The organism is Sporosarcina sp. AD_1 (assembly GCF_057373025.1).
Genome location: NZ_JBPVIR010000004.1, coordinates 138246 through 160886 on the forward strand (window position 1 = coordinate 138246; position 22641 = coordinate 160886).

Here is a 22641-nt window from a genome sequence, read left to right on the forward strand (position 1 = left end):
GGTATCGGTCTCGTATGCGCGGCTGGCGCTTGCTTATGCGCGGGTACCGGTCTCGTATGCGCGGCTAGCACTTGCTTATGCGCGGGTACCGGTCTCGTATGCGCGGCTAGCACTTGCTTATGCGCGGGTATCGGTCTCGTATGCGCGGCTGGCGCTTGCTTATGCGCGGGTACCGGTCTCGTATGCGCGGCTGGCACTTGCTTATGCGCGGGTATCGGTCTCGTATGCGCGGCTGGCGCTTGCTTATGCGCGGGGTTGCCAGGTTTATGCTCGCCTCAAGGCATTTTCTCGGTGCCGGGATTCCTCAGATAATTAACAACTTGTCCGCGGTAAATTAATGGGTCGTCTCCCACTCCATTTCGCGCTGAATGCCCTTCACCATCTAAGGGTTGTAACAAGGTGCTTTTTATGTTGGAGAGGGTGAAGGGTTATGCGCGAGTCAGAATGATAATGAAATGATGCAAGACCGGCATGTGCAGAGTTGCCGGTCTCAACATTTCCAAGTTGTATTTTCCGCAACTCTGTTCTGCCGGGAGCAGTAAACACCTGCAAGACGAAAGTTTACTATTACTTATTTAAGATGGTCTTCTCCTATCATCACAGAGGAAGTGCTAAATTGGATAAATAGAAAATAAGCTTTTCCATTCGTTCCTGTGAATTTCACAACTTCTCCTGTCTTTGCTGCATGATCTATCATTTCAGCAACTTTTTCTTTAGATACACCGGAGGCTTTGCTTGTTTGTTTAAGTATCGAGTTGTACGACATCTCAGATTCAGTCGAGAATAATCCCCAGAACGAACCTCTAGGCATCGCATCTTTATACTTCTTCATCAACGCTTGTGCAGCTTCATATGTTTGACCTTTCGGGTTAGGAAGCTCAAACATAGGAAACTTAATGATGTAAGCGTTCGTGTATAATGGGTTCTTTGCGTATTCATTAGCCTCTGGATTCTTTGCTAAGTAATCTAGCGTACGATACATGAAAGTCGTATAGTGAGCGCGAGTTAACGGCTCATCCGGTTTGAATGTATCGTCTGGATAACCATTTGCAATACCGGCTGCTACAATTTTGGTAACTTCGTATTCGTATCGTCCTGTAACGTCTTTAAACTTCTTCGAATCCGCTTTATACATGTCGTCAGGTAATAGGGCACCTAATGCGATAGCCATTTCACCGCGCGTCATATTGTCATTTGGACGAACCTTAAACGTGGATGTCGTTCGTAACCAGTCGCTTCCCAATGCACGCATGATATCGTTGTAGTACGGGTCACTTTTGTTTAAGTCCTCGGCCCGATATATACGAACTGGTTTTTCTGGAAATGCACGTGAAAGTAATGTGGCCACATGCTTACGGGAAATATTTTGGTTTGGTTTGAAGGTTCCATCAGGATAACCACTAATAATCCCTTTGCCTGCCATCTCCATAATTTCCGTGTAATTCGCATGCGTGGCTTGAACATCTTTAAATGTTATCACTTTGGCCTCTCCAGAAATTGGAGCTAATATTGATGGCACTGCAAGTACGATTAATGCAATCGACATTCGTATTTTCTTCATTTTGAATCCCCCAATCAAGCTACGATGATGTCATGGTATATATTGTGTAAAGAGGCATTATGAAATGAGCTACATCACTTCATCTCCCCAGCCGGATCCCTTTCCTCGCCAAACCAAACGTGTGCATAGTTTCCATGAATCCCGACTCCCATCATCGATAATTCGGACCAAGCTCCATCGCCAATGATGACATTATTATGCCCAGGTGATTCTTGCCATGCTTTGAGAGCGATTGCCGGAGTCATTTCCGCACTGTAATAAACCGAAATTTCATAGCCGTTTCCAGGGTAGCTCGTTATTTCTCTCGGTTTATCCCATATATTTTTCGCATATTTGTGATCAGGAGTGTAACACACATCACTCCATTTCCCATTGCTGGACCAACTGTGTAGATTACATTTCACTCCCCGAACATCGACGTTTTTTTCTGGAGCGTATAGATTTGAATCCACTACATGAGTGCGCGCCACAGTGGTCAATGATTTGGAAATCGGTAAAGGCTTGAGACCAAGTGAGATACGATAGTCGTTAATCAACTTAGCGAGTTCTTTTTCTTTCTCCGTTAACGTAGCAGCATCAATTGCATAGTTGTCTTTCACTTGTGAACCGGATGATACAGGTGCATCCCCTGTCGGTTCAGGTTCCCTTGCAGTATCTTGTGTGTTGGATGGTTTCGATCCAGCCGGAAGTTTACTAGCAATCAATGCTTCTTCCGTGAGAATTTGATACTTCACTTTGGAAAGGTTCGATGCAATCTGGCCCGCTCTTCCTTTATTGGCAGCTACACTATTGCGAGACTTGGCAACGGCATTTCGATTTTGTTCTACTTTCTGTTTAATCGCAGTGTATCGCTGGTTAATTCGTTCTCTTTCTTTTACAAGTGATTCCACTTTCGCTTGTACTTTTTTATAGTCTGTTTGCAGGGTAGCTAGTTCCCTTTGGTATTTTGCTTTTTGCTGTTTCGTTCCACTGGCTAACTTCTTATTCTTTTTCCTATACTCTTTGATTTTCTGATTCAGCGAAGAGACTTGTTTTCTTTGGTCTGTCAATTTGGCTTGTACCGCGTCCAATTCCCCACGCACCTTTTGCGCGTCCATCGAAATTGCCTTGCTTTCGCGCAGTAACGAATCGAGCTTGGATTGATCTTGTTCTATTTGTTGGGACAGTTTACGTTGCTCTGTTAGCAACTTTTGTTCTTCCTTCTTGTAGGTATCCAGCATATTTGCCGCCACTGTCGTTGATGGCGCCAGAAGTCCCAGTGCTAGTAAGCTGAATACAAAAATCATTGCAGGTACTATCCTTCTTCTGTGCATGCTTCCCTCTCCTTTTAATAAATGAATTTTCAGAACACTAAACCACGCCTGTTAACCAACTCTTGTTCCGTGTAACAATATGTAAATCAATCCAATTATCTATCCAATCACAATATACCATGAAAATAGAACTAAATAAATGAAACTAGATAGATTCCGCTTAGGACTTTTCGTTACAAATATGAAATTACCATTGGATGTAAAGTTGCAACCTCATACTGTCACCAGTCTTCCTGCCGCAGCTTTCTAACGCATTTTAGGAACGAAGCATCTTAAAAGACCTATCCAAATATGGTACAGTCACATTATGAGAAAATATTTATTCGTTTTAGCAATCCTATTACTCCTCTTTTTTTCATCCGGTCAAACGTATGAGCAGCAAACCATTGTTCCCACCTTGAAACAATGGCTTCCCAATAAACCACTTGAAGGCCTGTTATCTCACTTGCAAATCCCGTATTGGGGCAGAATTGTCTCCGTAGAGGAACGTGGCTATTATTACTTTGTCGAATTTCTAGTGCGAAAAGCAGCCCACTTCTTCACGTTCGGGCTTCTAGCGATCGGTGCTTATTTCGCTCTCCCGTCTTCTCGGTTCCGGACTTTCTTCGCCCTTCTTGGAACCGCGATTATTGCCATGGCTGATGAATTTCACCAGTCGTTAACAGGTGGAAGGACCGCTTCCTGGTATGATGTTCTGTTGGATACAGCCGGTGCATTCACATGCCTGGTCCTTCTCCGTTTCATGCTGGTTGTTCGATCCTCGATGCAGAAACAAAGAAAACCGCGTTAGCCCTACCTGTGGCCGAGTGGTTTTTTATTATAACTTCTCAATCGGACAATATGGAAAGGGAACTTTTATTAGCAGAGAACAATTTATCGGATTATTAAGAAATTTGAAGACGCTATTTATTTGAAAAACCAGACATTATAAAGACACATTCGGTTGTTTAATAAAGTTTAAAGGTCTTAATAATCCACCTGGCTATTAGGGCACTGATTGTCGTTTTGAGGCAGTAATTAAACAACCTATAAACAGCGATTCTTTATTCATTGTTTTCCTACAGACTGTCGAAAGCGATGGAGTTACCATAAAAAACACCTTCACATTGAATACATAAGGTCCCATACCCTACTTTCAACGAAAGGCGTTTTTTATTTGTCTCATTTTTCCAGGTCAGTTCCGTAAGTAGTAAACAGGACTTTTCTTCGTTTTACTCAAAGATTAAATGAAGATTACACAATGACTGCACGGCCTGTATTTTTGACAGTACCTTGCTCACTATGTTCGGGTGGTTTTCCAGCAGGAACCGCTCGTTCTCTGCCCCATAATCGAATATCCGCAATTTGTTCAGGGCTCGTTTGAGAGAGTGGAACAATATTTTGGAAATAGCTGATAAACGTTTCGTTCGTTATCGTATCTTTCCCTTTAACGATGGACTGTTTTACTACTTCTCTTACTGCCGCTTCCAAATCGGATCCTGCAAATCCTTCTGATAGGCGGACCAACTTTCCGACAAGCTCTTCCTCCAATTCTATACCCAGACCTTTCTTAGTGTAGATTTTAATAATCTCTTCTCTTTCCACAGGTGTAGGTAGATCTACAAAGAATAACTCATCAAAACGGCCTCTGCGCAATAGCTCTGGCGGCAATTTGGATACGTCGTTGGCTGTTGCGACAACGAATACACGTGCTAGACTTTCCTGTAACCAATATAGGAATTGTCCTACAATGCGAGTTGAAGTTCCTCCATCTCCTCCACCCGTAGCGCCTGCCAGTCCTTTTTCAATCTCATCAATCCACAAAATACAAGGTGCCACATGGTCTGCTGTCTGCAACGCTTCTTTTAAACGCGACTCACTTTGCCCCAGATATTGTCCGTGAATAGTCGAGAGATCTAATCGATAAAGGGGCAATTTCCACATCGAGGAAATAGCTTTGGCAGATAATGACTTGCCGCAACCAGGAACCCCGACGAGCAAAATGCCTCTCGGAGGACGAATTCCACTTTCCCTCAGGTCAGCAGTCAGCAACTTCTCGTTCATACTAAGCCAAAGTTTCAAGCCTTCTAAACCGCCTACTTCATAATCATTTCGAACGTGGACTCTCTCAATGCCAGAAATATCGGCAAAGATCTGGTCCTTCGCCTGCATCAGCTCTTGAATGTCTGACTTCAAGATACGGCCGTTAGCTAGTAAGGTTGCGATAATATTTTCGGCTTCAATTTGACTAACGCCAGCAAGAATGGCAGCTGCAACATTAATGTCAGAGTCATCCCATTCAATCGTAATACTGTTTTTATACGGCTCGATGTTCTCACGAATAATTTCCGCCATTTCATCTTCATCAGGCGGGGACAAGGTAACCGACATCCCCAATCTCTGAAGACCGCTTGAGATGGACGAGTTTGTAATGACGATCAGGGAGCCTCCTGTATTGGGAGCAACCATAACAATATCTTGAAATTGCCTTGTTAATAGCGAATCATCTTCAATATCTTGAACGTCCGTGAATACAAAAGAATTATTTTGTTGCTGGCTAATACGCTGTACAGCGTAATCTAGACCACCAATTACAGAACGATCCTCATTCACCATTCTGTTTGTCAAAAGTTCCCGAGTTCCTTGAGAAATAGTGTGGTAAAAAATAGGTATTCCCATATCCTCATTCAGTTCTGCGATTATTTCCAAGGCTCGGTTCCGTTCGTTTGTCCTTATAGAAATAAAGGGAATCCTCGCCTTCAAGTATCTTCGTAAGATGTCCTTGCATTCTTTTGAGTTGGTCATATAAGGATTTGTCTCCTTCCTTTCTTTATTGGATGAAATGAAGAACTTTCTTCATCCTCATGAGCAAGCCGATTAATTGCATTGTTTTTGATTAGATACGCCATCCTTCCGGAACGGTCTGTTCTTGCAGAGTCTTCTAAAGAAGCCTGCATTTGATCTGCCGCCTGGCGGACAATTCCTTTTAAATTATTTCGAAGTTCTTCTTCAAAAAATGGTAGGCAACATAACTCCATCAATGTTTTCATTCTTCTTTTTTGCGTCATTAGAGCCATCAGAATCGCTTCTTCGCGTCCATTTGTATGCTTGAACTCTTCTTGAAGAGATTCAGCTCCATGGTCAAAAAGTCGATTCAACATCGCACTGTATTGAGTTAAGAACTTATCTGCTAATAAAGGTGTCATTTCAAAATTGGAATTCTTAATTGCAGCGATGTAGTTCTCATTGAATGGTTCATCCGACAAATTTTGAATCATCGTTACCCATTCATGGTAGGTTTGAAATTTCTTCAACTGAATCTACTTCCATTTCGTTTTACCATTGTTTCTGGCGGCAACAGATCCCAGGCTGGGAAGCTGGATGCTAGGGCTTCGTTCACTGTTTGGGTAGCAGGGATATTCCGACCCGCCTCTTCGAGTTCAATTAGCTCTTTTGTCTCTTCGTGTTCATTCATTTCGATATCACCTCGCTAGAATACTTCTTGCTGAATCATAGTTTGAAAAGCTATATTGCTCAACAGTAACTGGTTCAAGTAGTTCTTCGATTTTCTTCGCATTATCCGTTTCTTTTTCAAATGCTTGTTGCCAATCAACGTATTCAGCCAAAGTAGCACGAAGAATTTCACGATGATTCTCATAGTATTGATTGTATTGAGCTGTAATCGTTGCGATTTTTTTATCGATTCCTTTCTTTTCCTTCCAATAAGACCATGCAAAGAATCCGGTAATGAGTATGAGCACCGGCCATACAAAGATCGCCAGGCCAAGTCCTGCTGCCATTCCTATGATTTTTTTCATAAAGCCGTTTGACTTCCTAGTGTTTTCAATATCCCGTGCCTTCAGCCCTTCGACATGTTGCTGTAAAGAGGCAGAAAGCTCCATCTCATTAGTCGCGTCAATTGTTGTACCTGTCCAGTCGCCAAATTGGATATCAATCGAAGTCGGCTTTTTCGATCTGTATTCTGCTGTAAAATCATCATGAGCAGCAATAATCCATTTTTTCGATAAAGCCAATCCAAGTTTCTGTGTGGCAATGGAGGAATTCGAAACTTCTGGATGCATCACAAAATTCGTCAGTAATTGTGTGAAACTAACTTTTTTTTCTAGACTCTTCTCATTTGAAAAGAGTTGCTCAGCGTGTGTACGATCTCCCTCATTTTCAATGACCAGCTCTTCCAATCGTTCTTTTCTTCTTAAAGGAAGTTCTTCTTCATCGAACTCAATAATCAGTTTATCTAATATTGCATCAACGGCAATAGCGATTGACTTTTCTGGAGTTACTGGTGTCCCTAAAATTGTGATAAACATATTTTCCATTTTTTCGTGCACATCTGCATATTGCATTAACTGATTCAACGATGTCCATTGAGGTGAATATTCCCTCAGATACTGATAATTATTTCCATAATCAATGTTGGACACCTTACTTTTTATCGCCTCAGTCCACTGAGCCATTTGGAGCTCTACAAAATCAGGCCGACCGGATAATTCATCAATCCATTCAGTTATGGATTCTCCACTTTTCTTTCTGGCTTCTGGTCCGAAAATACCGTTGGTGAATCCGTCAATCAACACAACAATACTGCGTTCCAATTCGTAAGGGTTTTGAATTCCCAAGTATCGGTTGAGCCATGTTGTACTAGCATGATATCGACCAATACGTCTAGATACTAATGCAAAGAATAGAGTTGTTTTTTCCTCGTTACGCTTCAATGCCTCTTTCAGTGCTTTATTCGCAAGTTCTTTATTGTCATTAATCCATGCAGATAAGGCGATTAAACAAGGTGCGAGCCAATAACGTGGAGCTAAAATCATTTGTTCTTCGGATGCACTATTGATCGTTTCTTTTCTCACAATACTATTGTCTACTGCTTGTAAGATACCGATGACTGATCGCCTTACTTCGGAATAATGCCCATACTCTTTTTCAAGCTCTTGGCGAATCTTAACTAAACGTGTCTCGGACAACTGAACGTTTTTAGCGAGCAAGTCTGTCTGGATAAACTGATGAAATTCCTTGGTTAGCTGCTCTAAATCATACTGTGTATTTGCAACACGATTATCGACTTCTCCTACTTGATCAGAAACAAAACGCAAATCATTTCGCAGATTCCCCAGGCTGTTTTCTATATGCGACAAATCTGCTGTGTGAATAACGCGTTCTCCCATCTTAATCCCTCCCTATTATCGAAACGGTTCCATTTGCTTGAACGGCACATAACGTTGTTTCGTATACTTCTATGTATTCGTAAAATGATGTGCTTGCGAGAGACCTCGCTTTTTGCAGCTCAGGAGGCAAAGATTCATGATATTTATAATGCTGTAGAATATCTAGTTTCATATCCAGCATATGAACCTCAAACTCTTTCCCCAAATAACACTTGGCAATAATGCCTTGTAGAGTAGATATTGCTTCACGCACCGGAAACTCTTGTTTAATGTTTGAAATGAGTTGTTCTATTTCAGTTTTCGACATCGTACCATGCCCTACATCCAATTGCTGAACTAGTTGGACGAACTCAGAAGATCTTTTTTGCCGCAATATTAATGAGTTTACCGGTTGAAGTGATTCAGTGGTCCTGGGTGCCTCCATGGATACCCTTGTTTTTTTTCGATTTACTATCAAGCTTTCTCCCCCCTTTAATTCATTTTAGAGCGTGATATATTAACCATGTCATATTAACTACTATACTATATTTCCAACTCTTATTTAATATTAATTTATACTTATTTGAAAATATTATTAATAAATTAAGTACAAACAGTTACGTTATGAAATTCTCCAAGCTGATCCGACCTTACTATTCGTTGCCAGAATAACGAACTAAGCTGTGTATAATACATAACTCAACTACTTCCTTAAGCAACATTTAGCACCTTAACCAGCTAAAATTAACATTAGTTTTTTTACATTTTTCTACAGATCAATTATTATAATTGGCTCTGCTATAGAACTCATTTCATCTCGCCTGCCGGATCTGTTTCTTCTCCAAACCAAACATGTGCATAGTTACGATGAATACCGGTTCCGATCATCAATAAATTGGCCCAAGCACTTTCGCCAATGATGACATTATTATGGACTGGAGATGAGCGACGGAGAGCTTCATTTCTAAACCAAAATTTCATCTCGATTTCAGGCTAGCTCATTAGTTCTCTCGACTCATCCCAGATGTATGCGCATATTTGTGGTCTGGATTGTAACACACATCCTTTCATTTCCCATGAGGGTAAATTGCATTTCCCACTTCGTACAACGGGATATTCCTGCACAAAACGACTTATTGGAAGCATAGAAATTTTTGTTCTTATAAAGAAAAATCATACCTTTCAATTGATACATATAGAAAATCCAAATCGATTCCAGGTGAATTAGTTATAGCAAAATCATATCAATAACACATTGACAAATAATAATATTTACCCATTCTATTATTCCTACATTTTACCTTGTATACTGGTAATTGATAATTTCGAAAGGAGTAGAATTTATGTCGTTTTGCAAAATTGTGGTCAGCAGAACAAGTCGGAAACCATTTTTTGCACAAAGTGCGGACAGACGCTACAAGACGAGAAAGATTCCTCGGTTCTTGTCGCGCCCCAGCCTATCGTTGTAGAAAAACCGATGCCTAAGAAACCGATGAGCAAACTGCAAAAAGTGCTCTTATCGGTATTTTGCTTTGTTCTCTTGGTAGGCCTGATTGCCCATTTGGTTGTAAGCCATCATTATGATCCCGCAAAAAAATTGAAGTGATGAACAATGCGTACAACAGCCAAGACAAAGAAGCATTCTTCAACGCATTTCATTTCAAGCAAGGGACTGTTGCCGATGCACAGCACTTTTATGCGACAGTGAATGAGTACGGCTGGAGCCGTCTCCGGGAAGAGCTGATCGATGAAGTCGAAAAGAGTAAGAGAAAAGAGCATACCGATATTATTTATAACGAAGGAGAATTTATCTCCCTATCTAAAAAACCTCTTCTTTTCGGCTTGTACCATGACGTTGAATTTACTGTCATTCCAATTGAAGTTCGCGTTCAAGCACCTTATGAGGGAATGGCCTTTACGTTCAATGGCAAGGAAGTGGTCAGCCAAAAAGCGAATGAACAGATCGTTATTGGAGATTACATACCCGGGACGTACGATTGGTCCTATGAGTACAAGGACGGGATCATGCCGGTTGCAGGCAAAGGCTCTTATCCTCTCTATTACAACTCAGAAAACGCTGCCTTGCTAGATGTAGAATGGGATTTCACTAGTATTTCAGTTGCGTCTGACATTGAGGATGCGATCGTTTTTGTCGGAGGGAAATCGACGGGCAAAACAGTTAGTGAATTGGATAGCCTCTACCCTGCTCAGATCAATCCAGCAATGGAAATCTACGCAGTGGCAACGAATCAGGATGGAAATGAAGTAAAATCCGATGTCCTTTCACTAGATAGTGATTCGATTTATCTACCGTTTGAACATTTCCGAAAGGAACAACGCATGCAAGAGCGAGAACAGGAAATTCGGGAGTTTTACAAACAATTCCGGTCTGATTATTCAACAGCTATCTATTATGCGGACTTCCGCTATATCGAAAATTACTTTAAGGATGGCAGTAAGATTAAAAGGGATTATGCAAAATTCGTTAATGACCATAATGATATCCCTGGCTATTACTATGACTTTCTGTTAAATGACATCACGGATGTACAAGCAGCTTCAGATAACGAATTTGTACTAATGTCTTTTGAAACATTTGATTTTTCATCCGCTACAGATGGAAATCTCCACTATGAACGTACAAAAAAATATGTGTTTTCCTATGTCGGTGATGACATATTCATTGATGAAATTGTAGATGTGGATACGAAAAAGACAAAATTTTAATTTAAGGGAGATGACTACTATGAAAACTTGTTCTACATGCGGGAATCTGCAACAAGAAGGGAACTTTTGCGGAAAATGCGGAGGGAAGATGGTCGACCAGATGACTGATACAGTGAGTGCAGCTCAAGAATCGGCAGCAACGGCACAATCGGTACCACCAGTTCAGCCCGTTCAACCATCTCAACCTGTTCAACCGACTCAACAAAGCAATGAGCAAATCGATAAACTAAAGCAAGAATCGAAAGCCTATCTCAGCTATTTCAAGCAGCAATTAAAGACGCCTTCGGCTCATGGGGATACGAAAAACAGCTTGATCAGCATTGTGGTATACATTCTTCTTACATCCATTGCGATCTACACTTTGCTAAGAGGTATTTTGGGTAATTCCTACTTCGGGTACGTCGGACCGTCGTTTTTCCAGATTTTCTTCTATGCAGCTATTTTCTTTATCATCTTGATTGGCATCAACGGACTCGCTGTATTTATTACATGTAAATTATTCTCTGAAGACATGAAATTTACCGATGTGATTGCTAGATTTGGCGGATACTTCGGTGTACCACTAGTCCTTTCACTTGCTGGCATATTGCTTGCTCTTTTAAAATCCTATACGGTCGCTTCCATTATTATTTATTTTGGCGCAGCCATCGCATTTGGCATCATTCCAATCTTCGTGCTCATCAGACAGCTAAGCTTGAAGTCAAAAGGTATCGACAGCTTCTACGCGTATATGTTCTATTTGGTCATCACTGTCATCTTTGGTGCCATTGTCGGCTTTTTCATCGTAGACTCGGCAATTGGTGACATGCTCAACTACCTATCATAAGGAACGGCCTGCCATCAACTGAGATTTTGAATTGTCTCGTCGGGAACAGGGGGGCTTTATCCCCCCGTTTCCTGATATTAAGAAATTACATACCACTCTTTTCATCTGGCAAATTAATAACGTTTTGATTACAAAATTGTCTATTATGGAGGAACATTAATGATTTGTACGAATTGCCGCCACCAACAATCGGGTGGTAAATTTTGCGGGAAACACGGACAGCCCCTTTCAGCTGACCAGGCAGCAATTGGCCAGTTAATCGACGAAATTGGTTATTGGATGTAAGGGGGGCTAAAACAGAATGAAACGATTTTGTACGGAATGCGGGAAGCCCGCAAATGAACATGACAAAATTTGTACTGAATGCGGCGTTCGTCTGCCGGCACCTGTAGAGCAGGCAGTACCAGCACAGAAAGCTCCATCCGTCCCAGCAGCTCCTAAACGGCCGCTAACTAAGCGCCAGAAAGTTATATACAGCATTATTGGTGCCATCGCTGCTCTGGTGATTGGGTTTAGTGTGTGGGCGAATCATTATTTTGCCGCTGAAGCAGTCCAGCAGCGTTTTGACAAAGCCGTTGCGGATCAAGATGCTTCGCAGCTCAGCAAACTGACCATTCGGGAAGACGGAAAAGCGCTTACCGAAAAAGAAGCAGAAGCATTCATCCGACTTGCAAAACAAGAGAAAAAGACGGTACTCAGACAGTTAAATAATGTCGTCCCAGCCGGAAAGTTTCTTGGATTATATCCCAAACACTCTGTCCAGGTCATTGATCAATACGCAGAATTGGCAGGAGAAACAGAAGGCGTCAGTTTTCGTTTGGATGGCGTGGATGCGCCAATCTTAAATAAAAATAACGGAATGACAACACTCGGTCCCTTTTCGCCGGGGGCTTATGTCGTATCCGCTGAATTTGTCAGCGATTTTGGCACAAGTTCAGCCGAAACAGAATTAGTTTTAGCGGATCCCGATAGTGACGCGGTATGGCTGCCGCTAGATCTGAACATCGGCAAAGTAGAATTCGTCATTTCCAATTATGAAAATTATACTGGCTTCAAACAATGGATACAACTTGGTTCCAAACGTATCGAAGTGGATGAAGGAAGCACCCAACAAGTCGGCCCTATCCTGTTAAACGGTTCCCAAACAGCGAAAGTGGGAGTCGAATTGCCATGGGGAGAAGTATTTTCTGAATCAACCCCGATTGAAAGCAACTATATGGAAATGGACTTGGCGGTTTTGAGCGAAAAGCAGATTGACGATATCCTCAACACGTTGACCGTATATGGCGACGAATATGCTCAAATGTTAGCCACTCATTCGGCAGACAAGATGACATCCGTTACGGATTCCTATAAGAAAAAGCTTGCCGAAACAGTGGAGAGCTACAAAAATGATGGTTATTACTTTACAGGGAGTTTCGAGTTAGCGGGGTTTGATATCGATAGTGCCTATCCTACGGAAACCGGAGTCCAACTCGTAACGGAACTCCATTTCAACTCCAATTTCCATGACATAGGCGAAGAACCGGAATTAGACGAAGGCTATAACACCTGCGTGTCCGACCTCTACTATTCAGCCAGTGATTCCTCCTGGGTTGTGAACAATTGCGAAAGAGATAACTACAGTTATTACGACATTTCGAACGAAAAGAAAGGCGCAGGCACAGTGTATTCTCCTTCCGGCCAACTCGTCGAAGCCGCGAAGAGCAAGAAACTCGAACAGAACCTGCAAGATTTCATGTATGAATTCAACGAAAGAAGCGTTGCCGCAATTAATGCCCGAGATTTCTCGATTGTGGAACACTACATTACGGAAGACGGACCTCGTAGAAAAGAAGCAAGCGACTACATTGTTTACCTGGATTCGAAAAACATCACAGAACGACTGCTCTCCACAGATCTCGAGAAGGTCGAGGATCTACAAAACGGCAGTTACCAGGTCACAACGATCGAGTCATTTGAAATTTACCGGCCGGATGGCACCGTCACTAAGAAATTCAGGACGGTCACACTCGTTCAACTTGTGGATGGCGAGTACCTGGTCGATCGGCTTATTTCGACGAAGGAGATTTAATTTCATTGAGCCTGTTGCAAGCAGTCTTTTAGGGGACACTTGGGTGCATTGCTGCAATTTCTTATTTTAACAGTAAAGAAAACCGCGTTTAGCCCTCAACAAGGGTTACGCGGTTTTCTTTCGCTTATTTAATCTGCATTTCATCTTTTTCATCAACACTAATTGTTGGTTCCTTCTCCTCTATTGAGGGCAAGGTTTCGGCTTCTTCCTCTGGTCGAACGTTAGGCGGCTCCGTTTGTTCACCACCTTGACTCTCGTCCGTTCCGTCAGTGGATTCATCCACTGGCTGCTCTGAATCTTGATTCGTGTCTTCAGATGAATCGGTTTCTGTCGGTTCCGTTTCTGGCTCCGTCGCTTCTTCCTTGTCACCTGGTTTGCCTTCTTGCCCTTCACCCGGTTTTGGTGCAGGCACAGGTGGATTTGTAGTCGGTGTACACACGCCGCCTGAACTACCTAGCTGTTCCATCGCTTGCGCAAGGGCTGCATCTAGATCCGCTGAGATTTCAGCTTTCTTCGCTGTTGTGTCAATCTGTATATTCGCCATTAGACCGGCCGCATAATCTTGAAGTTCCTGCACCCGCCTTGCTGTTTCTTCTTCTGTGTATCGAGCCAGTTCTTCCTCCGCTTTTTTCATCTCTTCTTGCAAGGCTGCTCTCAACTCATCCATTAGCAGCTCTTTTTCACTAGTGATCGCATGTTCTATCTGCTGAATGGACTCGGTCTTTTTCCCATGGAACCAGTTGGTCAATAGACTCTGAATGTCCTGATTGGCCCATGCTTTATTCATCCCGCTGCCAAGGGCGACCGTTACTAGGAGGACGGCTGATAGTAAAAGTACTTTTTTCAGAATTTCGTTTGGCTTCTTCAATTTCCTCTTCCCTTTCATACCCAAGAAGGACCCTCTTCATAGAAGGTCCCTCGTTTGGTGATTACTTGTTCATTCCGTTGACTAGTGCATCCATTTGAGCTTGGGCTTCAAGTAGAAGCTTTTTGCTAGTCATTGTAAGTTGTCTATCTTGCTCCTTCACAAATGCATTATTTAACGCTGTTACCTTACCTCGGAGTTCCACAATTTTCTTATCAATCATTGCTTTGATTTCTTCAATTGTTAGATCCGTTTCCTTATCCAATTTTGCTTGAAGATCCTCTTTTGCCCATCTGATTGTATCTTCCAAATCCTTCAGAGCGGCTGCCGTTGACGCTTTCACATCAGCTTCCATCTTTTCTCCCTCCACTTTACCCGCATCTCCTGCGTGTTGTTTCAAATCACTCTCGGCATATGCCAAAGCATCCTTTCCGGACTGTTCAATTAATCCATTGGCAAATTGGGCAAGGCTATCAAACTGGCCGCTTAAATACGTTTCAATATGTGCTTTCTGTTGCTTTATCGCATCAATATGTTTTTCGCTTTGCTCTTGAACACTTTTCTTGGTGACGTCTCCAACAAACTCACCTCTACTATTAATCTTAGAGGTTGCGTCTGCTTTGAGGCCATTATATTCTGCCGTCAAACCTTCAATTTTGCTATTACCATAGCTGCCTACTTCCTCTGTTATCTTGTTGCTCGCCTTACCAAACTGCGCATCATACCAAGCCTTTAAATTCGCTCCTGCGTCTGTTGCTCCAAGTACTGCTCCTCCGCCTGCTACGAGTCCAACTACCAATGTTCCTGCGATTACTTTCCCTTTTGCTTTTTTCAACATGTGACTGTCCCCTTTTTCATCCATTTTATTTGGTAAAACATGTACTCACTCGCTTAATACTTCTTGCAGTATCGATTCGAATTCCAGTTGGATTTCTTCCTCGATATTGCGGTTTGTGACGTATTCTTCAAAGGTCTCGTTTTTCAATTCGTCTGACGTCGTTTTCAGGTCTCTAATCAGGGCATCCTTGTACGCTTCAATTCCATTCGTTGTGTCCCCAGTCGTCCTGTCACGATGCACGGCAATCGCCGTTTCAAAGGCATTGTTCATTTCCTTTACAAACATTCGATTTTCACTAATCATCCGTATCAACGCAGTTGCGGTTTCAGCTCCTACACTTTCACTTTTTTCTTTAAATGATTTCTCGTACCACTGTGAAAGCATCTGAGCTGAGTTGATATTTGCGTAGATCGTTCCAGCGCTTGCAAGAAAAATAATCGAAAACAAAATAACGAATTTCTTCTTCATGGAGTACACCTCTTTAGAAATAATCTGGCATAGATAAGATCTCCTCCAACTAGTTATATTGAGCCCCTACTTATGTGCTTGGAACTATTTTTAGTATAGGACGAATATAGAAGGACTTCCTCACTCTCAGGGATACTTTTCCATAACACTTTTGCCACTACTTCTTCTACTTTAGTGAAAGAGAAGTAAACTTTAGAACCAACTCATCTAGAAATGAATACTTTTTCCACGAGAAACAGTCCTTTATATCTAGTAAAATTCTTCTTACAAACCCGTTGAAATGCACTAGCAAACAAGGAGAAAGGAGGTTATTGGTTGTACTAACCCCTCTTCAGTGAGAATCAAAAAAGCGAGACCGCTATTCATCATCTGAATTAGCGGTCTCCCTTCTAATACTAGGTATCCAAGTTATCTGGATTAGCAGAAAAAAACCAGAAGCTCCTTACGAGAGCACCTGGTTTTTCGTCATTCTTATTTAGTTACCTTACTGCTGCTTTATTTTTATTCGTGAGCCAAATAATCACTTCAATTAGTAATACCACAATAAGCGACATACCGAAGAGCGGCATAATGATGCCTAAAATTATCATGAAAATACAAAATGGAATCGATATTTCTTTTGGCATGGGCGGTGCAGAAATTTTCCCTTTTTGTTTACGCAATACCCATGTCTTAATGCCAAGATAAATTAAATACAAAAATGCGAGACAAACAAATAGATTCATCATTTTGTTTGGCCACCCGAATAGATGCCCTTCATGGAGGGGGATCCCCCACGTAAACCATTTTCCTAAAATTCCATATTCATCGTACCCCACTGAAGAGATAAGTGTACCATTGTATTGATTGAAGTAATTAGTTACTTCTTCCTTCGGACTCACATCTAAACCTGTTACACCCGTATTCGAACCCTTTGCGACTGTGAATACGCCTTCTTCTGATGTAGGTAAAATAATTGAATACGGTTTTGAAATATGTTCACCTTCAACGTGTTCCATTAATTCCCCTACTGACATCGCCTGTTCGTTAGAATAACCAGTAATGCTTTGATGGCCATCGTGACCCGCATGACCTGAATGATCTTGAGACTTCGGCAATTCATTTTTACGAGTCGCCCATGGAATTTCATTCATATCCGATGTTGGCGGATTTTGTTGCAGTTCAGGAAATCCGATGGATGGATGTTGCTGTGCAGCTGTATAAATTATGTTTCCCATAAAAGCCGACCAAGGCAATCCAGTAAAGATAATTGCAATCATCGGGAGAGTAATAATGACACCTAAGAGACTGTGCCATCTACGTGAACGTATTCGAGTTGTTTCTGTGTTGGTTTTCTTCCATGTTTTTTTCCTAAACGTCATGTAAATTCCCGAAAGCAACAAGAAGATAGCCCAACAAGCTGCTAGCTCTACTAGGTAGTTAACAAATGTTCCGCCGATAAATAAAGAACTATGAAGATTTCGCATGACATTTGAAAACGTATAATTTGCATCCTGACTACCAATCACTTGATTGTTTTTATCTAGAAAGACATATTTTTGATCGACGTCACCGTTAGTCATCGTCAAGCGGGTATTGTACGGATCTTCTAGAACAATTACCTTACTCACTTCATAGTCGCTGAATTCTGCTTTCGCCTCGGCAATCCCCTCGTCAATAGTAAGGCTTGTTGTATCCTTACTATCTCCAAAAAAATAATCAGCATAGAGCTGGTTCTCCACATCCGTATAGAATAGGTATCCAATGCCGCTAATCGTTAAGGTAAGTAACAGGGGAGTAATAAATAAACCAGCAAAAAAGTGCCATCTCCAAAAACGATTATATAACTTTTTCATAAAGCCTCCTGAAAATAAGTAATTTTGGATTACACGAATACATTACATGCCGAATGTGAAATTTAGATGATTTTTTTAGGTTGTTTAATAAAAACGACACCTATTCACCTGGTAAAGTAAGGCATCCAAGCCATTTTACCGGGTGAATAGGTGTCGTCATATCGATATCGAGATTTTATTAAAAGGCACACAATACTCCAAATTTATCTGGTGGTTGGCACAGCTGAGACATTAATTCACAACATAACGGACAAGTCCCATCGCATTCGCGTACAATGCCGCTTGTGTCCGATCGGCCAAATTCAACTTGCCCAGCACTTGGCTCACATGTTTTTTCACTGTGTACTCCGTAATATATAGCATCTGAGAAATTTCTTTATTGGAAAGCCCTTTTCCCAGTTCAATCAAGACCTCTGTCTCCTTAGGCGTCAGTACATTCGTCATGGCAACTCGCTCGGAGTGAACGCTGACTATCTGTTCTAAAATACGCGAATCATAATAGGTTCGTCCCTTCCCTACCATCTGCAAAGCATGTACTAACTCTTCCGGCAAGGCTTCCTTGGAGATATAACCTGAGACCCCTAATTCTTTTGCCTTTTTAAAGCTTTCTTTGTCCGGAGTTGCCGTCAGGACGATAACCTGGCAATGTATGCCTTGCTGTTGGATATTTGCGATGAGATCAAGTCCCGACTCCAATCCTAAACGCAAATCAATGATCGCCAAATCCGGCAACGTTTTTGCAATCAACGTGATCGCTTCCTTCCCATTCGAAGCTTCCCCAATGACCTCGAAGGTTTCCAGCTGCCCCAGGACGGCCGCCATTCCTCTTCGGACAACTGGATGATCATCTACAATGACTACTCTCAAAGCACAATCACCTCAACTCATATATTTTCACTCAAACGCAAAAAGCCCAATGATACACGGAAAAATCCGAATACAATTAGGTCGGTTGCACCACTCACTCCATGCAACCCAGGTGCCCAGATGGAGGTTGCACTTCAACGTTTCCTTCACTATTAAGCTTGTACCACCAGTATACGCGATGAAATTAGAATATCCTGTCAGCTACTGCGACTGGTCTGCTTCTAGTTTTGTTGCTTCGCCTGCTATTTTGTCGTGCTTCGTCGTAACATAGGTTTTAGATGCTTTGACATGTCCTGCATTCTTATTGTCATAGGCGTTTTGACATATTAGTAGAGATCGATGGAGTATGTTATTGCGCGGGGTAACGCTGGTTATGCGCGGGTATGGACTCAGTATGCGCGGGTGCAACTAATTATTACGTCACCGGTATGAGGGATATCACTCGCCTATACGTGATAACAACACTGGGATGCACAATTCTTTCATTCCATTTCAAGTTACTCTATGCGTTAATAATAAATAAGCTCAGCAGTGTCATTCTGCTGAGCGGTTTAATTACTAGTTTCTCTACCTTCTGTTATACAAGCAATCCATATTTCCGCTGAACCCGTTGCAATATTTACAAGCAAGTGCCGCTTTCTGCATTTCTCTCCCTGAACAATCATACGGATGTCTTGACCGCAAATGGTAATTCCGAAGGTCTCTAACAAATCATTCATTCTTCTTTCTGCTTCTAGATTATACAAGAACCCTCATAAAAATTAATATTCCCTTCCGGAATTCTTCATTTTTATGCATCGACGAAACGACGGGACCCATTTTGAAACCACTGAGGTTTAGAACGATACAACAGAAAGAGAATAATTAATCCAATTCCGTATCCAATTTTCCTATATTTTTTCTCAGTCAGTTCTGCTTCGTACATTGTTACACCATCGACAATATAATACTCTCCTCGTAAAAAGCTAGACACCGCGACTTCTAATTCATAGGAAGGTTCTCCATTTCTCTCCGCAAACACCTCTTGATAATACTCAGAACGATCTTTATTGATTGCTATCTGCTTTGTATAGTAACCGAGCAAGCCAACTACATAGCCTGCGATTAAAATGATCGCCACTGAAACAACTATTCCCTTCTGATATCTAGCTAAAAACTCGACTATGGGAGATAAAGTAGCTCTGGCAGCAGCTATTTTATCCTTTAGCTGAACAAGTAATCCAATGAGCAAGCCAATAAATCCAAATAATAATGAGTTTTTCAGAACGTCTGATTTTACTTTTCCCTCAAACCAATAAGCGAGGCTATTGCTTCGATAATTTACAAATTCAGCAACCTTTAAGACATTTTGGATAGTGGCCTCTTCTCCCTCAGTTGTATCATCCAGCAATTCTTTTACCAAGATAGATCTGTTCTTATCCGTATCCGATGAAAACATAATTTTACTTGTATAAATATATGTACCTAGTAAACCTGCTACTGCAAAGACACCGGTTAGCAGAACGACCAGTAATGCTTTTCTATATGTTTTTAAACGAGAGGGTATGAAGGTCATTAATCGTTTAGTGCTCCCGTTTGGTTCAACTTTAGGCAGCGTTCCCAAGTATATGATTATTAATCCGATTGTAAGAAAACCCGCAAAAAACCATACAATCGGATTTCTGTTTTTATAAGCCGCCTTATAACTAGTAAAAATCCCGAGTAATGCTAAAATAACTATCTCCATTGAACTACACCTTTCTATTCTGATAAGACTATTATCACACGAAAAATTATAGAGTACAATATCCTATTTATCATTTAATTTTACATTTTTACCATTGCTGTTGCTCCCTTAATTAATTATACAAACCCTTTTTATTTTTCCAGTTGCCCTGCACTTTTTCTTCAACGTTGTATGCTTCTCCCTAAATGTTCCACATCAAAATTCCTAGAAGAAAAGACATACTAAGGACTGATAAATCATTTTTCATATACGAAAGGGGAATGAATGTTTGAAAGTACAACGGATCCTTAAAACACTTTTAACTGCACTGCTTGCTTCCTATCCATTTGTAACAAATGCCCATAACGCACTAGAGATTGAAAAGGTGGACGCAGCTGTATTTGATATTAAAGAACTTTTGGACAGCCCTTCTCAAGAAATCATTACTACTGAGAAGATGGAGAATTACAACGGAACGACGAAGACCTCCAAATTAAGGGACACCGATAACCAAGGAGTAAAAGAAATCTCCGTAGAGGACTTCATGAAAAATCCAGGTGAGCTCGATTATGAGTTGTCACCAGACGGGGAATATATTTCTTTTCGGTCTGCATGGGAAAATCGAATGAATGTCTATGTTCAAAAGATGAATGGCGATGGCGAACCGGTTCGGATAACAAGTTCAACCGATCGGGATATCGCTGCTTCGTTCTGGAAGGATGACCACATCCTCTATCTGAAAGATGAAGGCGGCGATGAAAACTTCCATCTCTATTCATCGAGTTTCAACGGGCAGGAAGAACGGGACTTGACACCTTTTCCGAATGTTAAAGTTCAAATGATTAGCCGCTTGTCTGGTATTACAAATGAAATCCTCATCGGCTTGAATAAAGAGGATCCGACGTTCTTTGACGTTTATAAATTGAATGTCAAAACTGGCGACATGAAGCTTGTTGCGAAGAATTCTGGCAGTATTGTGAGCTGGCTTGCGGACCATGACGGCAAGATTCGGATTGCGATCGAAACGGACGGGGTCGATAGTACAGTTCTCTACCGTCCTACCGAAGAGGATGACTTCAAACCGTTTCTTCAAACGAATAAAAGTGATGAGATTTCACCGATTGCCTTCTCTAAAGACAATCAATCCATTTATGCGTTAACCAATAAAGACCGAGATAAGATGGAGTTAGTCGTGTTTGATTTGGATGCTAAAGAGAAACTCCTTTATGCCAATCCTCAGGTCGACGTGGAGGACGCTCTCTATGACAAAAAGAAGGATGTGCTTCTGGCGACGACGTATGTGACAGACAAATTGCATTATGTGTTTTTCGATAAAGAATTAGAGGACATTTTCAACTATTTAAAGGACGAACTTCAAGTGAGCGAAAGCGAATTAATTCTTGATGACCATAATGAGGATTTGACCAAATTCATCGTCCTCGTAACGAGCGATAAAGAATTCGGCACCTACTATTATTATGACGCGACCACAAAAGAACTAACCAAATTGACAGAGCTTGCCCCTTGGCTTGACCGAAACGACATGGCAGACATGCAGCCGATTTCCTACACAAGCCGTGACGGTCTCACCATCCATGGATACTTGACACTGCCTAAAAATAAGAAGCCTGAGCAATTGCCGTTAATCGTCAATCCACATGGCGGTCCGTGGGCACGTGATACATGGGGGTTCAATCAAGAAGTGCAGCTGCTGGCCAACCGAGGGTACGCCGTGCTTCAAGTGAACTTCCGTTCCTCGACTGGATACGGTAAAGCATTTACCGATGCAGGCAACAAGCAATGGGGATTGAAAATTCAGGATGACATAACAGACGGCGTGCAATGGGCGATTGAGCAAGGCATCGCCGATCCTAACCGCATCGGCATTTACGGAGCTTCGTTCGGCGGCTATGCCACATTAGCAGGCATCACGTTCACACCTGATTTATATGCAGCCGCGGTGGACTATGTCGGCGTCTCCAATATCTTCACATTGCTCGACACTATCCCGCCTTATTGGAAAACCGTACGCAACGATCTATACAAACGGGTTGGACATCCAGTTGACGACAAAGAATTACTGGAAGCCATCTCGCCTGTCTTCCACGTCGATAAAATCAAAACGCCTCTCTTCGTAGCCCAAGGCGCGAATGACCCCCGTGTCAACCAGGCGGAATCCGATCAGATTGTGGAAGCTTTACAGAAGCGAGGAGTGGATGTGGAATACATGCTAAAGGAAAATGAAGGACATGGCTTCCGAAATGAGGAGAATCGAATTGAGTTTTATCGGGCGATGATTGATTTCTTTGATAAGCATTTGAAGTGATAAGCAATTAAAAAACGAAACGCGAGGTTAACACAGCGTTTCGTTTTTTATTAGCAGCCATTCCGTTCAACCGGGCATTAACAGCTGTT

The 22641-nt window shown here is 41.8% G+C and carries 20 protein-coding genes and 1 riboswitch; of the genes, 6 read left to right on the forward strand and 14 right to left on the reverse strand.

Annotated elements, in window-relative coordinates:
- Nucleotides 1-571: 571 nt before the first annotated feature.
- On the reverse strand, nt 572-1561 hold the full coding sequence (locus ACSW3C_RS09200) for an S-layer homology domain-containing protein (protein ID WP_486562254.1): 990 nt from the start codon (nt 1559-1561) through the stop codon (nt 572-574).
- 74 nt (nt 1562-1635) lie between these two features.
- The gene (locus ACSW3C_RS09205) at nt 1636-2874 is read right to left on the reverse strand and encodes a CAP domain-containing protein (RefSeq protein WP_486562255.1); all 1239 of its coding nucleotides are present in this window, start codon (nt 2872-2874) and stop codon (nt 1636-1638) included.
- Nucleotides 2875-3181: 307 nt separating this feature from the next.
- Here ACSW3C_RS09205 and ACSW3C_RS09210 point away from each other — a divergent pair, with 307 nt between their 5' ends.
- On the forward strand, nt 3182-3664 hold the full coding sequence (locus ACSW3C_RS09210) for a VanZ family protein (protein ID WP_486562256.1): 483 nt from the start codon (nt 3182-3184) through the stop codon (nt 3662-3664).
- 443 nt (nt 3665-4107) lie between these two features.
- Here ACSW3C_RS09210 and ACSW3C_RS09215 read toward each other — a convergent pair whose 3' ends face one another.
- The 6 genes from ACSW3C_RS09215 to ACSW3C_RS09240 form a co-directional block, all read right to left on the reverse strand.
- The gene (locus tag ACSW3C_RS09215; protein ID WP_486562257.1) at nt 4108-5481 is read right to left on the reverse strand and encodes an AAA family ATPase; all 1374 of its coding nucleotides are present in this window, start codon (nt 5479-5481) and stop codon (nt 4108-4110) included.
- A 173-nt stretch (nt 5482-5654) separates the two neighbouring features.
- Nucleotides 5655-6167: a hypothetical protein gene (locus tag ACSW3C_RS09220; RefSeq protein WP_486562258.1), complete on the reverse strand. Its 513-nt coding sequence runs from the start codon at nt 6165-6167 to the stop codon at nt 5655-5657.
- Nucleotides 6164-6328 carry a hypothetical protein gene (locus tag ACSW3C_RS09225; protein ID WP_486562259.1) on the reverse strand — a complete coding sequence of 55 codons (165 nt, stop codon included), beginning with the start codon at nt 6326-6328 and terminating at the stop codon, nt 6164-6166. Before ACSW3C_RS09225 ends, ACSW3C_RS09220 begins: the two co-directional genes overlap by 4 nt.
- A 7-nt stretch (nt 6329-6335) precedes the next feature.
- Nucleotides 6336-8042, reverse strand: coding sequence for a hypothetical protein (locus ACSW3C_RS09230; protein WP_486562260.1), 1707 nt, complete (start codon nt 8040-8042; stop codon nt 6336-6338).
- Nucleotide 8043: 1 nt separating this feature from the next.
- A complete protein-coding gene (locus ACSW3C_RS09235; RefSeq protein WP_486562261.1) occupies nt 8044-8349 on the reverse strand; it encodes a hypothetical protein in 306 nt (101 codons plus the stop codon).
- A gap of 479 nt (nt 8350-8828) precedes the next feature.
- Complete coding sequence (locus ACSW3C_RS09240) at nt 8829-9002, reverse strand: hypothetical protein (RefSeq protein WP_486562262.1); 174 nt, start codon at nt 9000-9002, stop codon at nt 8829-8831.
- Nucleotides 9003-9623: 621 nt separating this feature from the next.
- On the opposite strand from ACSW3C_RS09240, the gene ACSW3C_RS09245 reads away from it, so the two are divergent.
- The 4 genes from ACSW3C_RS09245 to ACSW3C_RS09260 all read left to right on the forward strand — a co-directional run bounded on the left by ACSW3C_RS09245 (nt 9624) and on the right by ACSW3C_RS09260 (nt 13648).
- Nucleotides 9624-10748 (forward strand): TcaA NTF2-like domain-containing protein, encoded by a 1125-nt coding sequence (locus tag ACSW3C_RS09245; RefSeq protein ID WP_486562263.1) that lies wholly within the window; start codon nt 9624-9626, stop codon nt 10746-10748.
- A 19-nt stretch (nt 10749-10767) separates the two neighbouring features.
- Nucleotides 10768-11574 carry a hypothetical protein gene (locus tag ACSW3C_RS09250; protein ID WP_486562264.1) on the forward strand — a complete coding sequence of 269 codons (807 nt, stop codon included), beginning with the start codon at nt 10768-10770 and terminating at the stop codon, nt 11572-11574.
- 159 nt (nt 11575-11733) lie between these two features.
- Nucleotides 11734-11859 carry a hypothetical protein gene (locus ACSW3C_RS09255; protein WP_486562265.1) on the forward strand — a complete coding sequence of 42 codons (126 nt, stop codon included), beginning with the start codon at nt 11734-11736 and terminating at the stop codon, nt 11857-11859.
- 16 nt (nt 11860-11875) lie between these two features.
- Nucleotides 11876-13648, forward strand: a complete 1773-nt coding sequence (locus tag ACSW3C_RS09260) for a TcaA NTF2-like domain-containing protein (RefSeq protein ID WP_486562266.1) — start codon at nt 11876-11878, stop codon at nt 13646-13648.
- A gap of 124 nt (nt 13649-13772) precedes the next feature.
- On the opposite strand, the gene ACSW3C_RS09265 is transcribed toward ACSW3C_RS09260, so the two are convergent.
- From ACSW3C_RS09265 to ACSW3C_RS09290, 6 genes are all read right to left on the reverse strand, one after another.
- Nucleotides 13773-14540, reverse strand: coding sequence for a hypothetical protein (locus ACSW3C_RS09265; RefSeq protein WP_486562267.1), 768 nt, complete (start codon nt 14538-14540; stop codon nt 13773-13775).
- Nucleotides 14541-14577: 37 nt separating this feature from the next.
- Nucleotides 14578-15351 (reverse strand): hypothetical protein, encoded by a 774-nt coding sequence (locus ACSW3C_RS09270; protein ID WP_486562268.1) that lies wholly within the window; start codon nt 15349-15351, stop codon nt 14578-14580.
- A gap of 45 nt (nt 15352-15396) precedes the next feature.
- Complete coding sequence (locus ACSW3C_RS09275; protein WP_486562269.1) at nt 15397-15819, reverse strand: hypothetical protein; 423 nt, start codon at nt 15817-15819, stop codon at nt 15397-15399.
- Between the two features lie 479 nt (nt 15820-16298).
- A complete protein-coding gene (locus ACSW3C_RS09280) occupies nt 16299-17654 on the reverse strand; it encodes a PepSY-associated TM helix domain-containing protein (protein WP_486562270.1) in 1356 nt (451 codons plus the stop codon).
- A gap of 231 nt (nt 17655-17885) precedes the next feature.
- Nucleotides 17886-18521: a response regulator gene (locus tag ACSW3C_RS09285; protein WP_486562271.1), complete on the reverse strand. Its 636-nt coding sequence runs from the start codon at nt 18519-18521 to the stop codon at nt 17886-17888.
- Nucleotides 18522-18592: 71 nt separating this feature from the next.
- Nucleotides 18593-18675: riboswitch (cyclic di-GMP riboswitch) on the reverse strand.
- A gap of 636 nt (nt 18676-19311) precedes the next feature.
- The gene (locus ACSW3C_RS09290; RefSeq protein WP_486562272.1) at nt 19312-20247 is read right to left on the reverse strand and encodes a hypothetical protein; all 936 of its coding nucleotides are present in this window, start codon (nt 20245-20247) and stop codon (nt 19312-19314) included.
- A 268-nt stretch (nt 20248-20515) separates the two neighbouring features.
- Here ACSW3C_RS09290 and ACSW3C_RS09295 point away from each other — a divergent pair, with 268 nt between their 5' ends.
- Complete coding sequence (locus ACSW3C_RS09295; RefSeq protein WP_486562273.1) at nt 20516-22552, forward strand: S9 family peptidase; 2037 nt, start codon at nt 20516-20518, stop codon at nt 22550-22552.
- Nucleotides 22553-22641 lie beyond the last annotated feature (89 nt).

Coding starts and splice junctions, on each gene's coding strand:
- ACSW3C_RS09225 (WP_486562259.1), bottom strand. CDS start 6,328: ATGAATGAACACGAAGAGACAAAAGAGCTAATTGAACTCGAAGAGGCG.
- ACSW3C_RS09280 (WP_486562270.1), bottom strand. CDS start 17,654: ATGAAAAAGTTATATAATCGTTTTTGGAGATGGCACTTTTTTGCTGGT.
- ACSW3C_RS09205 (WP_486562255.1), bottom strand. CDS start 2,874: ATGCACAGAAGAAGGATAGTACCTGCAATGATTTTTGTATTCAGCTTA.
- ACSW3C_RS09200 (WP_486562254.1), bottom strand. CDS start 1,561: ATGAAGAAAATACGAATGTCGATTGCATTAATCGTACTTGCAGTGCCA.
- ACSW3C_RS09290 (WP_486562272.1), bottom strand. CDS start 20,247: ATGGAGATAGTTATTTTAGCATTACTCGGGATTTTTACTAGTTATAAG.
- ACSW3C_RS09240 (WP_486562262.1), bottom strand. CDS start 9,002: ATGAAATTTTGGTTTAGAAATGAAGCTCTCCGTCGCTCATCTCCAGTC.
- ACSW3C_RS09275 (WP_486562269.1), bottom strand. CDS start 15,819: ATGAAGAAGAAATTCGTTATTTTGTTTTCGATTATTTTTCTTGCAAGC.
- ACSW3C_RS09270 (WP_486562268.1), bottom strand. CDS start 15,351: ATGTTGAAAAAAGCAAAAGGGAAAGTAATCGCAGGAACATTGGTAGTT.
- ACSW3C_RS09255 (WP_486562265.1), top strand. CDS start 11,734: ATGATTTGTACGAATTGCCGCCACCAACAATCGGGTGGTAAATTTTGC.
- ACSW3C_RS09210 (WP_486562256.1), top strand. CDS start 3,182: ATGAGAAAATATTTATTCGTTTTAGCAATCCTATTACTCCTCTTTTTT.
- ACSW3C_RS09230 (WP_486562260.1), bottom strand. CDS start 8,042: ATGGGAGAACGCGTTATTCACACAGCAGATTTGTCGCATATAGAAAAC.
- ACSW3C_RS09235 (WP_486562261.1), bottom strand. CDS start 8,349: ATGTCGAAAACTGAAATAGAACAACTCATTTCAAACATTAAACAAGAG.
- ACSW3C_RS09250 (WP_486562264.1), top strand. CDS start 10,768: ATGAAAACTTGTTCTACATGCGGGAATCTGCAACAAGAAGGGAACTTT.
- ACSW3C_RS09260 (WP_486562266.1), top strand. CDS start 11,876: ATGAAACGATTTTGTACGGAATGCGGGAAGCCCGCAAATGAACATGAC.